Raw genomic sequence first — 15,018 nt, forward strand, 5'->3', positions numbered from 1 at the left:
ACAGGGTTTCTTGGTAAACTGCTGGTTTAGATCACGAATCCGGCTTGGAGCGGAACACGATCTGTTACCGTTAGCCTTAATGCGTGATCTGGCACAGTGAAAAGGCTGGAAAACACTGCCTTTCGTGCCGGGAAGCGACAATTTGACTCGGATTTTAAGTTGGCAGGGTAGCCTGCAGCTTCCCGTTCAGGACGCGAGCCGGTCCAGCCGACCCGCTTCGGGGTCAATGCCATATTCCTTCAACTTGCGGTAGAGAGTCGAGCGTCCGATACCGAGGCGGCGCGCCACCTCGCTCATCTGGCCGTTATAGTGGTCGATCGCAAGCTTGATCATTTCGAGCTCGACATCGGCCAGCGCCCGCACATTGCCGCGCTCGTCCAAGGCTCTCAGCGTGCCGAAGCGGGGCTGGAGCCGTGCCGGCGCCTCGGTTTCGTGCAGGGCTGCCGCGGCTCCGCCGGCGGCGGCTTGACCGCCCGCTTGCGGCCCATCCGCGACCGATGCGCCGGCCGACGCGGGCTCGGCATCCAGTTTCACCGTGCCCTCGACCTGCGCGCGAATCTGCGGGAATTCCTCTTCGGTCAGCAAGTCGCCTTCGGCGAGCACGGACGCCCTGAACACCGCATTTTCCAGTTGGCGGATATTGCCCGGCCAATCATAGGCCTGCAGCATTGCCAGCGCCTTGGCCGATATGCCGGTGAGGCGATGGCGCGGATCGGCCGGCGCCACCTTCTCCATGAAGTGCCTGACCAGGTAGGGGATATCGTCACGCCGGTCGCGCAGCGGCGGCACAAAGATCGGATAGACGTTGAGCCGGTAGAACAGGTCCTCGCGGAATTTCCCGTCCTTGACCTGCTGCAACAGGTTGCGGTGCGTCGCCGAGATCAGCCGGATGTCGACCTTGACGGTCGAACGGCCGCCGACCGGATCGACCTCGCCCTCCTGCACGGCGCGCAACAGCTTGACCTGGACGTCGAGCGGCAGGTCACCGATCTCGTCCAGGAACAGCGTGCCCGAATGCGCCTCGACGAATTTGCCGGTGTGCTTGTCGGTGGCGCCGGTAAACGAGCCCTTCTCATGGCCGAACAGGATCGATTCGACGAGATTGTCGGGGATGGCGCCGCAATTGACGGTGACGAAAGGCTTCGAGCGGCGGTCGCCGCTGCCCTGGATGGCGCGCGCCACCAGTTCCTTGCCGACGCCCGATTCGCCTTCGATCAGGATCGGGATGTTGGAGGCCGCCGCCTTTTGCCCGAGGCGGATCACCCGGTCCATCGCCGGGCTGCGGGTGATCAGGTCCTTGAAGGTGAGATGGCCGCCGCGACGCCGCGACGTGCGCTTCATCTCGTCCTCGACCGCCTCGACCTTCAAGGCATTGGAAATCGACGTCTGCAGCCGGTCGGGCGAGGCCGGCTTGACGACGAAATCGAAAGCGCCGTGGCGCATGGCCGAGACGACCGTCTCGATGCCGCCCTGCGCGGTCTGCACGATGACCGGCAGGTTGATGGCACGCTCGCGCATCGCCTTCAGCACGCCGATGCCGTCGAGACCGGGCATGACGAGGTCGAGAATGACGACCGAAACATCGCGCGCGTTCGGTCCGTCGAGCACATCGAGACCCGCCTCGCCGCCGTCGGTGACGATGGCGCTGTGGCCGAATTTCGTCACCGCCGCCTCGAGCAGCCTGCGCTGCACGGGATCGTCATCGACTATGAGTATGGAACCTGTCATGACTGTTTGAATTATCCGCCCGATAAATCCCCATGGATCATCTTGGCACAGGGTTCTAAATAAGGTTTCAAAAAACCCGGTGAACGAATTCCTTAGGATTTGACCGGCTTCTCCTCTCCCGTTGATTCAAAGAAGGTATTTGTTGATGCGCATGATGTTTGGTCAGCGGCTTGCAGCGACGGCCTCTGGCCAAGCCGCGGCGGAGCTCGGCGATCTGCCGGAGTGGAACCTCGCCGATCTCTATTCCGGCATGGAAGCGCCGGAGCTGAAGCGCGACATCGCCCGGGCGGCAAGCGACGCCGTTGCCTTCGAGGCCCGCTGGAAGGGCACTTTGGCCGCCGAGGCCGAGCGTGGCGCCGCCGGTCGGCTCGGCGAAGCGCTGAAGGCCTACGAGGCGCTGGAGGAACTGATCGGCCGCATCGTCTCCTATGCCGGGCTGGTCTATGCCGGCAACACAGCCGATCCGCAGCGCGCCAAGCTCTATGGCGACGTCCAGGAGAAGATGACCGATGCCAGCGCGCATCTTTTGTTCTTCGCGCTGGAGCTCAACCTGGTCGACGACGCGGTGATCGAAAGCGCGCTTGCGGCCGATGCAGCCTTCGCCCACTACCGTCCGTGGGTGCTCGACCTCAGGAAGGACAAGCCCTACCAGCTCGAGGATCGGGTCGAGCAGCTGTTCCATGAAAAGTCGGTCACCGGACGCGGCGCCTGGAACCGCCTGTTCGACGAGACGATGACCGACCTGCGCTTCGATGTCGACGGCGAGGAGCTGACGCTGGAGCCGGCGCTGAACCGGCTGCAGGACTCCGATGGCGAAGTGCGGCGCCGCGCCTCCGAGGCGCTTGCCGCGACCTTCCGCAAGAACCTGCGCACCTTCACGCTCATCACCAACACGCTCGCCAAGGACAAGGAAATTTCCGACCGCTGGCGCGGCTTCGAGGACATCGCCGATTCACGCCACCTCGCCAACCGCGTCGAGCGCGGCGTGGTCGATGCTTTGGCTGCCGCCGTGCGCGAAGCCTATCCGCGGCTGTCACACCGCTACTATCAGATGAAGGCGCGCTGGCTCGGCATGGACGTGATGAACCACTGGGACCGCAACGCGCCCCTGCCCGAGACGCCGCAGGCGGTGATCCGCTGGGACGACGCCAGGGACACGGTGCTGTCGGCCTATCAACGTTTCTCGCCACAGATGGCGGAAATCGCGCGGACGTTCTTCGACCGCAAATGGATCGATGCGCCTGTGCGGCCCGGCAAGTCGCCCGGCGCCTTCGCCCACCCGACCGTGCCTTCGGCCCATCCTTACGTGCTGCTCAACTACATGGGCAAGCCGCGCGATGTGATGACGCTTGCGCATGAGCTCGGTCACGGCGTCCACCAGGTGCTGGCCGCCGGCCAGGGCGCGCTGATGGCCTCCACCCCGCTGACGCTGGCCGAGACGGCCTCGGTCTTCGGCGAGATGCTGACCTTCCGCTCGCTGCTCGACCAGACCTCCGACAAGCGCGAGCGCAAGGCGATGCTCGCCCAGAAGGTCGAGGACATGATCAACACCGTCGTGCGCCAGATCGCCTTCTACGAGTTCGAGCGCAAGGTGCATGCCGAGCGCCGCAACGGCGAGCTCACCTCGGACAGGCTCGGCCAGTTCTGGCTGGAGGTGCAGGCCGAGAGCCTGGGGCCGGCGATCAAGCTGCGCGACGGCTACGAGGTCTTCTGGACCTACATCCCGCATTTCATCCACTCGCCCTTCTACGTCTACGCCTATGCCTTCGGCGATTGCCTGGTGAACTCGCTCTATGCCGTCTACCAGAATGCCGAGCGCGGCTTTCAGGAGAAGTATTTCGAGATGCTGCGCGCCGGCGGCACCAAGCACCACTCGGAGCTTTTGGCGCCCTTCGGCCTCGACGCCACCGACCCTGCCTTCTGGCAGATCGGCCTTGGCGTGATCGGCGCCCTGATCGACGAGCTGGAAGCGCTCGACAACTGACGGGCGCTCGCACGGCGGCATAGACCAGAATAATTTAGCCGGAACGCATATTTGTGGCGGTTCTATTCTTGGCCTAAATACCTGTTCTTCAATAACTCTGCGCCGCATTTTTCAATTAGCTTTCCGCAAGCCGTATGCTAGCGTCCGGCCCCAAGCTCAGCCGGACGCATCGCCAAGGCCAGAGACGGCCTTCGCGGCGCTTCGGCGAATGCGATGACGGCTGTCGGCCGTAGCCGGAGGAGAGCCAAGCGTCGACTGCTCGATTGAAGCGGCTGTTCCGCCGATCGCGGAACGATTGACGATCCCTGCGGCAAGCCCGCCATCCGGGCCACAGCCGCCCGATCGGACTGGAGAGGAAAATGAGCACTTTCTTCTACATGCTCCTGGCGTTCGTTGTGGGTGTTTTGGTTGGCTGGTTCATCTGGGGCCGCCTGCGTGGCGAGCTCGACAGCCTGCGAGGCGATCTCGACCGCGCGAAGAGCGAACGCGACAGGTTTCGCGCCGATAGCGACCGTCTGAGCGGCGAGCTCGACGCGTGTAGCCGCGCCCGCGCCGATCTCGAGCGCAAGCTGCGTGATGCGCCGGCCTCTTCCGCCAAGGCAGGAACCGACAAGGCCTCTGCGCCGGCGCCCGCGGCGCTGCTGTCGACGCCGGCAGCCGCCAAATCGTCGCCGACGAAATCGTCCTCGGCAAAATCCGCTCCGGCCAAATCCGCTCCGGCCAAATCCGCCGCGGCGAAGCCGGCAACGGCAAAGACGGCCGCCTCGGCACCAAAGAAGGCACCGGCTCCCAAGAAAGCCGCCGCCTCGAAGGCGGCTTCCGGTAAGGCCGACAATCTGCGCCGCCTGATCGGCATCGGCCCGGTCAACGAAAAGCTGCTCAAGGGTCAGGGCGTCACGACTTACGCCCAGATCGCCGCCTGGACCGATGCCGACGTCAAGCGCATCGAGGAGGTGCTCAATTTCGATGGCCGCATCGCGCGCGAGAAATGGATCGAGCAGGCGAAATTGCTGGCCGCGGGCGACGAGGCGGAGTTCGCCCGCCGGTTCCCGACGGCAGGCACCGCCAGCAACACCTGATCCCCGCATCGACAATGACCGTGCAAGGCGGCGTCCGTTGCGGACGCCGCCTTTCTCTTGGGCCAGACGCCTTTGCGGCGCCCGACGCCGTTCTCTCGATTGCACCTCGCCCAACCCCCATATAGAGCGATCGACTTCATCGACCGCATCCGAGGCTTATGTCCCTGCCTTCCGCCATCTTCCGCAACGACGAGACCGGCAGGCAGCTCGTCTTCGACCGGCCGCGCGAGATCATTGTCGCGCGCAGCGCGGACGAGTTCACGCCGGCGATCGAAGCAGCTCAAGCTGCATCCGACGCCGGCGGATGGCTGGCCGGCTATTTCTCCTATGAGGCCGGGTATTTGCTCGAGCCGAAGCTGGTGCCATTGCTGCCTGAGGGCCGCCGCGCGCCGCTGATCTGTCTCGGCGTCTTCGATGCGCCGGCCGAGCAGGCCGTGCCAAAGAATTCAGGCGCCGCCAGCAACGGACCGATCTTCGATGCCAGGGCGGCATGGTCCGCCGAGGACTATGCCGTCCGCTTCGCGCGCCTCCACGACCATATCCGCAAGGGCGACTGTTACCAGGGCAATCTGACCTTTCCGGTCCATGCGCAATGGTCCGGCGATCCGCTTGCCGCCTTCGATGCGCTGACCGGGCGCCAGCCGGTGAAATACGGCGCGCTGATTGCGCTTGGCGATCCGGTCGTGCTGTCGCGCTCGCCCGAACTCTTCTTCGAGATCGGCACGGACGGCATGATCGAGACGCACCCGATGAAGGGCACGGCGCCGCGTGGCGCGACCAAGGCCGAGGACGCGAGGCTGAAGGCGTTCCTGCGCAACGACGAGAAGAACCAGGCCGAGAACCGCATGATCGTCGACCTCCTGCGCAACGACATTTCGCTGATCAGCGAGGTAGGCACGCTGGAGGTGCCGGAGCTGTTCCGCATCGAGACCTACCCGACCGTGCACCAGATGGTGAGTCGGGTGCGGGCAAAGCTTCTGCCGGATATCGGCATCCGCCAGATCTTTGCCGCGCTCTTCCCTTGCGGCTCGATCACCGGCGCGCCAAAAATCCGCGCCATGGAGATCCTGCACGATCTGGAGGGCGTGCCGCGCGACGTTTATTGCGGCGCCATCGGCTGGGTCTCGCCCGGCGGCACAATGCGGTTCTCGGTGGCGATCCGCACCATCTCGCTCTTTGCCGATGGCGAGGCCGTCTACAATGTCGGCGGCGGCGTTGTCTTCGATTCCACCGCCGATGAGGAGTATCGGGAGTGTCTTCTGAAAGCGCGCTTCGCGACGGGAACAGTGCCGACTTCGAGCTGATCGAGACCATGCGCTGGGAGCCCGGCTCGGGCTTCCTGCGTTTCGACCGCCATCTTGCGCGGCTTTACGCTTCGGCGGCGGAGCTCGGCTTTGCCTGCGATCCGCAACGGGTCGGCGAGGCGCTGACGAGCGCGGTCGGCGGCCGGCAGATCGCCATGCGCACCCGCCTCGCCCTGCAGCGCAATGGCGAGGCGACGGCGTCCGCGCAGCCTTACGAACCGCTGCCCGCCGGCAAGGTGTGGCGGCTGCAGTTGGCGCGGGTCCGGCTCGATTCCGGCGACACGCTGCTGCGCCACAAGACCAGCCGGCGACAGGTCTACACGCACGCACGTGCCGAATATCTCATCACGCAAGCCGACGAGGTGCTGCTCGCAAACGAGCGCGGCGAACTCTGCGAAGGTACCATCACCAACCTCTTTGCCGACTTCGGCGACGGCGTGCTGGCAACACCGCGGCTTGATTGCGGCCTGCTGCCTGGAGTATTGCGCGGCGCACTTCTGGACGAAGGCCGCGCGGCGGAAGCGATCTACACCTTCGACGATCTGAAGTCCGCGAAGGCGATCTTCGTCGGCAATTCGCTGCGCGGGCTGATCCCGGCGCAACTCGGCTGATTGAGGCTGAAGACATCAACTGGATAGCACCCAGGCAGGCATGACCATTCGCCAACCGACCCATACGCCCTATGACGGGTCCTCCAAACTCTTCACGATCGGGCTGAAGCCGCTCGAATTCGATCGCTGGATCGAGGTCGACGATTTCCTTTTGCCGCATCTCGTCGAGAAGCGGCGGCTTTACGCGGAAATCCCGGAAAAGGTCTTTGTCGAGGAAGACGGGACCCGCGACGCGCAGTGCGAGGTGCTGGAACTGCTCGTCGCGCATTTGGCGGCAAAGCACTCCGGCACCCATCGCGGCACCGGCCTGGATGTCGAGGTGACCGGGTTCGAAGGAGCGCCCGACACATTGGCCGCTGCCCTGCGCGAAGCGCCGCTCGTAAAGGCCTCGCTGCTCGTTCAGGAAGATCCGATCCTGATGCGCCGCGGCGATGACGGCTGGCGGCTCGCCGCCGGCTCGCTCTGCTTCCCCTCGTCATGGTCGCTCCAGGAGAAATTCGGCAAGCCGCTGCAGCAGATCCACGCGCCCGTGCCGGGCTTCGGCCCAGGCACGCGGCCGGCGGACCTCATCAACCGCATGTTCGACGGCCTGCAGGGCCAGGCGGTCGAGCGCTTCAACTGGTCGATCCAGGCGGGCGACGCCCTCTATCACCCGCTCTCCAATATCCAGCGCATCGACCGCGCCACCAACCGTCCCACCCGCTTCCCGAACGGCGACATCAACGCCCACGCCTTCATCCGCGTCGAGCGCCAGACGCTGCGCAAGCTGCCGGTCTCACGTGACATCCTCTTCACCATCCGCATCCATCTCGACCCGCTGGCCATGCTAGCCCGCCACCCGGACAGGGTGGCGCTTGCGGCGTCTTTCGCGGGGCAGCTCAACGCGCTCGATCGGGCCCAGCTCGATTACAAGGGCCTGACCGCCGACCGCGACCGGCTGGTCACTTACCTCGGCGGCATGGCCAACGCCGCTTAACCACGCCGCCATCACGGCTTGGCCGGCGATTGGCGATTTTCGCTGGTTTGTGACAATGATCTGTGATTGTAGCGCTTGACCGGGCCGAACAGGGCCCGGTTTGCATGTGTTTGAAGGAGTGCCCGAAAAAATGGCGAATGAAAACTGGCCCGTTTACGGTGAAATCACCGGCCCTGTCGTGATGATCGGTTTCGGCTCGATCGGACGGGGAACGCTGCCGCTGATCGAACGCCATTTCAAGTTCGACAAGTCGCGCATGGTGGTCATCGACCCGGTCGACACCGATCGCAAGTTGCTCGACGAGCGCGGCATCACCTTCATGCAGGATGCGATCACCAAGAAGAACTACAAGAAGCTCTTGACCCCGCTTCTCGCCAATGGCGGCGGCCAGGGCATGTGCGTCAACCTGTCGGTCGACACCTCCTCGCTCGAATTGATGAAGCTCTGCCGCAAGCTCGGCGTGCTCTATATCGACACGGTCGTCGAGCCCTGGCTCGGCTTCTATTTCGACACAAAGGCCGACAACGCCTCGCGCACCAACTATGCGCTGCGCGAAAGCGTGCGCCAGGAGAAGGAAAAGGCCCCGGGTGGCACCACCGCGATCTCCTGCTGCGGCGCCAATCCAGGCATGGTCTCGTGGTTCGTCAAGCAGGCGCTGGTCAACCTCGCCACCGATCTCGGGCTCGAGTTTGTGGTGCCGGCGGAGCACGACCGCGAGGGCTGGGCGAAGCTGATGAAGAAGGCCGGCGTCAAGGGCATCCACATCGCCGAGCGCGACACCCAGCGCACCAAGAAGCCGAAGCCGATGGATGTGTTCTGGAACACCTGGTCGGTCGAGGGCTTCATCTCGGAAGGCCTGCAGCCCGCCGAGCTCGGCTGGGGCACGCATGAGACCTGGATGCCGAAGAACGGCAAGAAGCACCAGAACGGCTCGCAGGCGGCGATCTTCCTGGAGCAGCCCGGCGCCAACACGCGCGTGCGCTCGTGGTGCCCGACGCCCGGCCCGCAATACGGCTTCCTGGTGACGCATAACGAGGCGATCTCGATCGCCGATTTCTTCACCGTGCGCGGCAAGAAGGGCAAGGTGAACTACCGCCCGACCTGCCACTACGCCTACCATCCCTGCAACGACGCCGTGCTGTCGCTGCACGAGATGTTCGGCACCGCCGGCAAGGCGCAGCCCGTGCATCACGTGCTCGACGAGAACGAGCTGGTCGACGGCGTCGACGAGCTCGGCGTGCTGCTCTACGGCCACGACAAGAATGCCTATTGGTACGGTTCGCAGCTGTCGCTGGCCGAGGCGCGCAAGCTCGCACCCTACCAGAACGCCACCGGCCTGCAGGTCACCTCGGCGGTGCTCGCCGGCATGGTCTGGGCGCTGGAAAATCCGACGGCCGGCATCGTCGAGGCCGACGAGATGGATTTCAGGCGCTGCCTGGAAGTGCAGTTTCCCTATCTTGGGCCGGTCAGGGGCTATTACACCGACTGGACGCCGCTGGATAATCGCCCCGGCCTTTTCCCGGAGGACATGGACAAGGACGACCCGTGGCAGTTCCGCAACATCCTGGTGCGATAGCGGCTCTGCCGGTATCTCTGTCCACCTTGCAATCGCCCGGAAATCGGGCGATTGAAGACAGGCGGCCTAGAGCGACGTGCGTCCCTTCGGACGCACAAGGTACGCTCTAGCACTTTGAATGCACGCATCGTGCTTTCCGAAAATCGGAAAGCGATTTTCGGGCCGATGCGAGAGGAGAGGGTTTTAGAAATGACGATTGCGCGCAAATTGCTTTCGGCAGGCGCCGCGGCAAGCCTTCTGGCCGCTGCGGCCTGCACCACCACCGGCCCTTCCGAGCCGATCGCGGCGGCGCCCAAGGGCGTCGAGGGCAACTGGATCGACGCCAAGGGCACCGGCTTGTCGACCTTCGCGGCCGGCAGCTTCACCACTGTCGCCACCGACACCGGCCAGAAGCTGTCCGAAGGCAGCTACACGATGACCGGCCCGACCTCGGTCGAGATCCACGGCACCTCGCTGATCCGCCAGACGCCGGTCAGCTTCAATTGCCTGATGGTCTCGACCAGCCAGCTCAACTGCACCAGCGCCAGCGGCCAGAATTTCGTGCTGACGCGCCGCGCCTGAGCCGTCAAAGATCGACCTCCTCAAGGACGGCGGCGCGAGCCGCCGTCCTTTTTTTGTGCCGGCAAAGCTCTTCCCGATTTCCGCTTGCATCGGCCAAAACGCGATGTGAACATGACCCGAGGCTGACTGTTATGTTTCGGTCAAGCGAGGGCTTTAAGCACTTCAGGTCAGCTCATCCGGGAGACGAGAATGAAGAAATTTGCCGCCATTGCCGCCCTTTCCGCATCAGCACTTGGCCTGTCGGCCGGAGCCTCCTTTGCCGACTACACGCTGAACATCCTGCATTTCAACGACTGGCACAGCCGCATCGAAGGCAACAACAAATACGAGTCGACCTGTTCCGCAGAGGAGGAGACCAAGGGCGAGTGCATCGGCGGCGCCGGCCGGCTGATCACCGCGATCGCGCAGGAGCGCAAGAAGCTCGAAGGCCAGAACGTGCTGCTGCTCAATGCCGGCGACAGCTTCCAGGGATCGCTGTTCTACATCACCTACAAAGGTGCTGCGGAGGAGGATTTCCTCAATCAGATGAAGCCCGACGCGGTGACGCTCGGCAACCATGAATTCGACGACGGCGAGAGCGCGCTGGTGCCTTACCTCGACAAGGCGAAGTTCCCGGTCGTCAGCGCCAATGTCCTGCCGAACGACAAGTCCGGCGCCAACGGCAAGATCAGACCGTCGATCGTGGTCGAGGTCGGCGGCCAGAAGATCGGCATCGTCGGCGCCGTCACCAACGACACGCCGGAACTGGCCTCGCCCGGCCCGAACATTGCCATCGCCGACGACGTCAAGTCGATCACGGCCGAGGTCGAGAAACTGAAGACGCAAGGGATCAACAAGATCATCGCCGTCACCCATATCGGCTACAACCGCGAGCGCGACGTGATCGCCAAGATCCCAGGCGTCGACGTGGTGGTCGGCGGCCACAGCCACACGCTCCTGTCCAACACCGATCCGAAGGCGGGGGGCCCCTATCCGACGATGGTCGACAATCCCGACGGCTACAAGGTGCCGGTGGTGCAGGCGGCGTCCTATTCGAAATATCTCGGCGAGTTCAAGGTAGTCTTCGACGACAACGGCGTCGTCAAGTCGGCAAGCGGCGACCCGATCTATCTCGACAAGTCGATCACGCCTGATCCCGCCGTTCTCGCCCGCATCAAGGAACTTGGCGCGCCGATCGAGGCGCTGAAAAGCAAGGAGGTCGCCGAGACCACCAAGGCAATCGACGGCAGCCGCGAGAATTGCCGGGCGCGGGAATGCGAGATGGGCAATCTCGTCTCCGACGCCATCCTCGACCGCGTCAAGGGCCAGGGCGTCGAGATCGTCATCTCGAACGGCGGCGGCCTGCGCGCCTCGATCGACCAGGGCATCGTGACCATGGGCGAAGTGCTGACGGTGCTGCCGTTCCAGAACACGCTGGCGACGTTCAAGATCTCCGGCAAGGATCTGGTCGCCGGTCTCGAAAACGGCCTCAGCCAGATCGAGGACGGCGCCGGCCGCTTCCCGCAGGTGGCTGGCCTTAAATATTCCTTCGACAAGTCGGTCGCGCCCAATGCCGGCCGCGTCAAATCGGTCGAGGTGATGGAGAATGGCGCCTGGGCGCCAATCAACCCGGACAAGCAATATCTCGTCGCCACCAATAACTATGTCCGCCAGGGCGGCGATGGCTACAAGGTCTTCGCCGAAAAGGCGACCGACGCCTACGACTACGGTCCGGGCCTGGAGCAGGTGGTAGCCGACTATCTCGCCGCGCACCGGCCCTACACGCCGAAGCTCGACGGGCGCATCACCGAGATCGGCGCGACGGTAGCGGCGGCTGAACCGGCAAAGCCGGCCGAGACTGCTCCGGCCACGACGGCACCAGCCGCCGAGCCCGCCAAACCAGCGGCGCCAGCGACCGCCGAACCTGCAATGCCGGCTTTGCCGTCCAATTCCGGCGACATCGCCGGCACGCCGCCGACCGTTTCGGCCGAGACGGCACCGGCAACGCCGGGGGCAAAGCCTGCCGAGACGGCTCCGGCAACGCCCGCGCCGGCAACCGAAACGGCCAAGCCGGCCGAGACGGCGCCGGCCGAGGCCAAGCCGGCCGGGACCAGCCCAGAGACCAGCCATGTGATCGCCGCCGGCGATACCTACTGGGACCTGGCCAAGAAGAACTATGGCGACGGCGCCAAATGGAAGCTGATCTCCGAAGCCAACAAGGATTTCAGGCCGCGTCGCCTGCCGCTCGGCGCCACACTGACGATCCCGCCGGCCGCGAAGTAGGATCCTTCGCCCCGAATTCGCAGCACCCGCCCGGGAAACCGGGCGGGTGTTCCGTTTTCAGCAGGGAACGGGATAAGGTGCGGCCAGACGCAGCATTGAAAACCGGTACGGCATCGCTACTTTCGCGGCGCCCACGCCCGGAGACTGTTGATGACGCTTGCCGATCCAGCCGATGCGAAAGCCGCCGAGACCGCCGGCAGGGCGTCGGCTGGCGCCGCGCCGGTGAAGGCGGGCAAGATCGGCATCATGCTGATCAATCTCGGCACGCCCGACGGTACCGACTTCAAGCCGATGTGGCGTTATCTGAGGGAATTCCTCTCCGATCCGCGCGTCATCGAGCTCAACAAGGCGATCTGGTATCCGATCCTCTACGGGCTGGTTCTCACCACGCGGCCGAAAAAGTCCGGCGCCAACTACGCCAGGATCTGGAACCGGGAAAAGAATGAGTCGCCGTTGCGCACCTTCACCCGCTCGCAGGCCGAGAAACTGACCGGTTCGCTCACTGATCTGCCGAACGTCGCGGTCGACTGGGCGATGCGCTACGGCAATCCCTCCACCGGAAACGTCGCCCGCCGGCTGGTCGAGCAGGGTTGCGAGCGCATCCTCACCTTTCCGCTCTATCCGCAATATTCGGCGACGACGACGGCGACCGCCAACGACCAGTTGTTCCGCGCGCTGATGCAGATCAGGCATGCGCCGGCGATCCGCAGCGTACCGCCCTATTACGACGAGCCGGTCTATATCGACGCGCTCGCCCGTTCGATCGAGCAAAATCTGGCGACGCTCGACTTCGAGCCGGAGGTGGTGATCACCTCCTACCACGGCATCCCAAAACCCTATTCCGACAAGGGCGACCCTTACCAGGCGCATTGCCTCGAAACGACGCGGCTGCTCAGGGCAAGACTGGGCTGGGACGAGAAGAGGCTCATCACCACCTTCCAGTCGCGCTTCGGCGCCCAGGAATGGCTGCAGCCATACACCGACGTCACCGTCGAGAAGCTGGCGAAGGACGGGGTCAAATCGATCGCGATCGTCAATCCGGGTTTTTCCGTCGACTGCATCGAGACGCTGGACGAGATCGGCCGCGAAGCGGCAGAGACCTTCCACCACGCCGGCGGCAGGAACTTCGCCCATATCCCTTGCCTCAATGACAGCGCCGAGGGCATGGCGGTGATCGAGGCGCTGGTGCGGCGCGAGCTGTCCGGCTGGGTGTGACGGGCTTCACCGACAAGCCTTGAAGCCGGTGCGCAAAAGCCTCCGCTAACCAATATTCATGATCACCTGATTGTAACGCTGCGGAAACACACTTAAGTGATTTCGTGAGGTCGCCGCCTTTTGAGGGAGAAACGAAATGGGCTTCAGCGGTTTCGATATTGCCATCATTGTTCTTGTCTTCCTGGTCATCATCCTTCTTTTCAAAGGCATCAGAACGGTGCCGCAAGGTTACAATTACACGGTGGAGCGTTTCGGGCGCTACACCAAGACGCTGACGCCTGGCCTCAACATCATCAACCCGATCTTCGAGCGCATCGGCGCCAAGATGAACATGATGGAGCAGGTGCTCGATGTGCCGACGCAGGAGATCATCACCCGCGACAACGCCATCGTCGGCGTCGACGGCGTCGCCTTCTATCAGGTGCTCAACGCCGCGCAGGCGGCCTACCAGGTGGCCGGGCTGCAGAACGCCATTCTCAACCTCACCATGACCAACATCCGCACTGTCATGGGCTCGATGGACCTCGACGAATTGCTGTCCAACCGCGACGCGATCAACGAGCGCCTGCTGCGTGTCGTCGACGAGGCGGCGCATCCGTGGGGCATCAAGATCACCCGTGTCGAGATCAAGGACATCAACCCGCCGGCCAATCTGGTGGAATCGATGGGCCGCCAGATGATGGCCGAACGCGACAAGCGCGCCCAGATCCTCGCCGCCGAAGGCTTGAAGCAATCGCAGATCCTCGAGGCCGAAGGCCGCAGGGAGGCCGCGTTCCGCGACGCCGAGGCACGCGAGCGATCGGCCGAAGCCGAGGCCAAGGCGACGCAGGTCGTGTCGGAAGCCATCGCCAAGGGCGACGTGCAGGCGATCAACTACTTCATCGCCCAGAAATACACCGAGGCGCTGGCCAAGATCGGCTCCTCCTCGAACAACAAGATCGTGCTGATGCCGCTGGAAGCCTCCTCGCTGATCGGCACGTTGGGCGGCATCGGCGAGATCGCCCGCGAAGTCTTCAAGGCCGACGGCTCGTCCGGTGCGCCGCGGCAGGGCTCGCGGACGCCGGTCGTGCGGCCGAGCGACAATTGATGTGACGCCGTGTACAGCAATTCCAGGAAAAGCGTGGAGCGGTTTTCCGTCCGGAATTGCGTCAAAACAAAGAGATAGAGCGGTTCACCGTTTCCACGAAACGATGAACCGCTCTGGGTGGGAGAACGTCAATGATCGAGCGCATCGTTTCGGAACTCGGCCCGTGGAACTGGATGGTCCTCGGCTTCGTGCTCCTGGTGATGGAAATCGTGGCGCCTGGCGTGTTCATGCTGTGGATCGGCATCGCGGCGCTGATCATCGGCGCGATCTCGCTGTTCATCGGCTATGCCACCATCTGGCCGTGGCAGGCCGAGTTGAATGGCGCCATTTGGACGTGGCAGGTTCAGGTTATCGCCTTCCTCGTCCTGTCCGTAATCTCGGCCTTCGTCGGCAAGAGGCTGACGGCAGCGCGCGCCGGCGAGATCGATCAGCCGCTGCTCAACCGCCGCGGCGCGCAGATGGTCGGCCGCACGGCGACGCTCTCCGAGCCGATCCAAAACGGCCGCGGCCGCATCAGGCTGGGGGATACGCTGTGGCGTGTCTCCGGCCCCGACCTGCCGGCCGGCACGCAGGTTCGCGTGACAGGCGCCGCCGATACCGATTTGGAGCTGACTGTAGAGGCGATCTGAACTTCT

At 64.1% G+C, this 15,018-nt stretch carries 12 protein-coding genes; 11 read left to right on the forward strand and 1 reads right to left on the reverse strand.

Translation table 11 applies throughout. The annotated features are described in order from the left end of the window. Positions 1-186 precede the first annotated feature (186 nt). Positions 187-1,728, reverse strand: coding sequence for a sigma-54-dependent transcriptional regulator (locus RFN30_RS17725; RefSeq protein WP_320263367.1), 1,542 nt, complete (start codon positions 1,726-1,728; stop codon positions 187-189). A gap of 145 nt (positions 1,729-1,873) precedes the next feature. Between RFN30_RS17725 and RFN30_RS17730 the strand changes: the two genes are divergently transcribed. The 11 genes from RFN30_RS17730 (at position 1,874) to RFN30_RS17780 (ending at position 15,012) form a co-directional block, all read left to right on the forward strand. Continuing rightward, entirely contained in the window at positions 1,874-3,712 is a 1,839-nt protein-coding gene (locus RFN30_RS17730) for a M3 family oligoendopeptidase (protein WP_320263368.1), read from the forward strand. Positions 3,713-4,071: 359 nt separating this feature from the next. After that, positions 4,072-4,791, forward strand: a complete 720-nt coding sequence (locus RFN30_RS17735) for a helix-hairpin-helix domain-containing protein (protein WP_320263369.1) — start codon at positions 4,072-4,074, stop codon at positions 4,789-4,791. A 158-nt stretch (positions 4,792-4,949) separates the two neighbouring features. Further along, positions 4,950-6,095 carry an aminodeoxychorismate synthase component I gene (locus RFN30_RS17740; protein ID WP_320263370.1) on the forward strand — a complete coding sequence of 382 codons (1,146 nt, stop codon included), beginning with the start codon at positions 4,950-4,952 and terminating at the stop codon, positions 6,093-6,095. After that, positions 6,044-6,706, forward strand: a complete 663-nt coding sequence (locus tag RFN30_RS17745; RefSeq protein WP_320263371.1) for an aminotransferase class IV family protein — start codon at positions 6,044-6,046, stop codon at positions 6,704-6,706. Before RFN30_RS17740 ends, RFN30_RS17745 begins: the two co-directional genes overlap by 52 nt. Positions 6,707-6,746: 40 nt before the next feature. Continuing rightward, positions 6,747-7,682, forward strand: a complete 936-nt coding sequence (locus RFN30_RS17750) for a heme-dependent oxidative N-demethylase family protein (RefSeq protein ID WP_320263372.1) — start codon at positions 6,747-6,749, stop codon at positions 7,680-7,682. A 130-nt stretch (positions 7,683-7,812) separates the two neighbouring features. Further along, entirely contained in the window at positions 7,813-9,258 is a 1,446-nt protein-coding gene (locus RFN30_RS17755; protein ID WP_320263373.1) for a homospermidine synthase, read from the forward strand. A gap of 189 nt (positions 9,259-9,447) precedes the next feature. Further along, positions 9,448-9,819: an outer membrane lipoprotein Omp10 gene (gene omp10, locus RFN30_RS17760; protein ID WP_320263374.1), complete on the forward strand. Its 372-nt coding sequence runs from the start codon at positions 9,448-9,450 to the stop codon at positions 9,817-9,819. Positions 9,820-10,008: 189 nt separating this feature from the next. Beyond that, on the forward strand, positions 10,009-12,081 hold the full coding sequence (locus tag RFN30_RS17765) for a 5'-nucleotidase C-terminal domain-containing protein (RefSeq protein WP_320263375.1): 2,073 nt from the start codon (positions 10,009-10,011) through the stop codon (positions 12,079-12,081). Between the two features lie 150 nt (positions 12,082-12,231). Further along, the gene (hemH, locus tag RFN30_RS17770) at positions 12,232-13,296 is read left to right on the forward strand and encodes a ferrochelatase (RefSeq protein ID WP_320263376.1); all 1,065 of its coding nucleotides are present in this window, start codon (positions 12,232-12,234) and stop codon (positions 13,294-13,296) included. 136 nt (positions 13,297-13,432) lie between these two features. Then, positions 13,433-14,383, forward strand: a complete 951-nt coding sequence (locus RFN30_RS17775; RefSeq protein ID WP_320263377.1) for an SPFH domain-containing protein — start codon at positions 13,433-13,435, stop codon at positions 14,381-14,383. A 131-nt stretch (positions 14,384-14,514) separates the two neighbouring features. Then, a complete protein-coding gene (locus tag RFN30_RS17780) occupies positions 14,515-15,012 on the forward strand; it encodes an NfeD family protein (protein WP_320263378.1) in 498 nt (165 codons plus the stop codon). Positions 15,013-15,018: the final 6 nt, after the last annotated feature.

The organism is Mesorhizobium dulcispinae, assembly GCF_033977345.1.
Lineage (GTDB): Bacteria > Pseudomonadota > Alphaproteobacteria > Rhizobiales > Rhizobiaceae > Mesorhizobium > Mesorhizobium dulcispinae.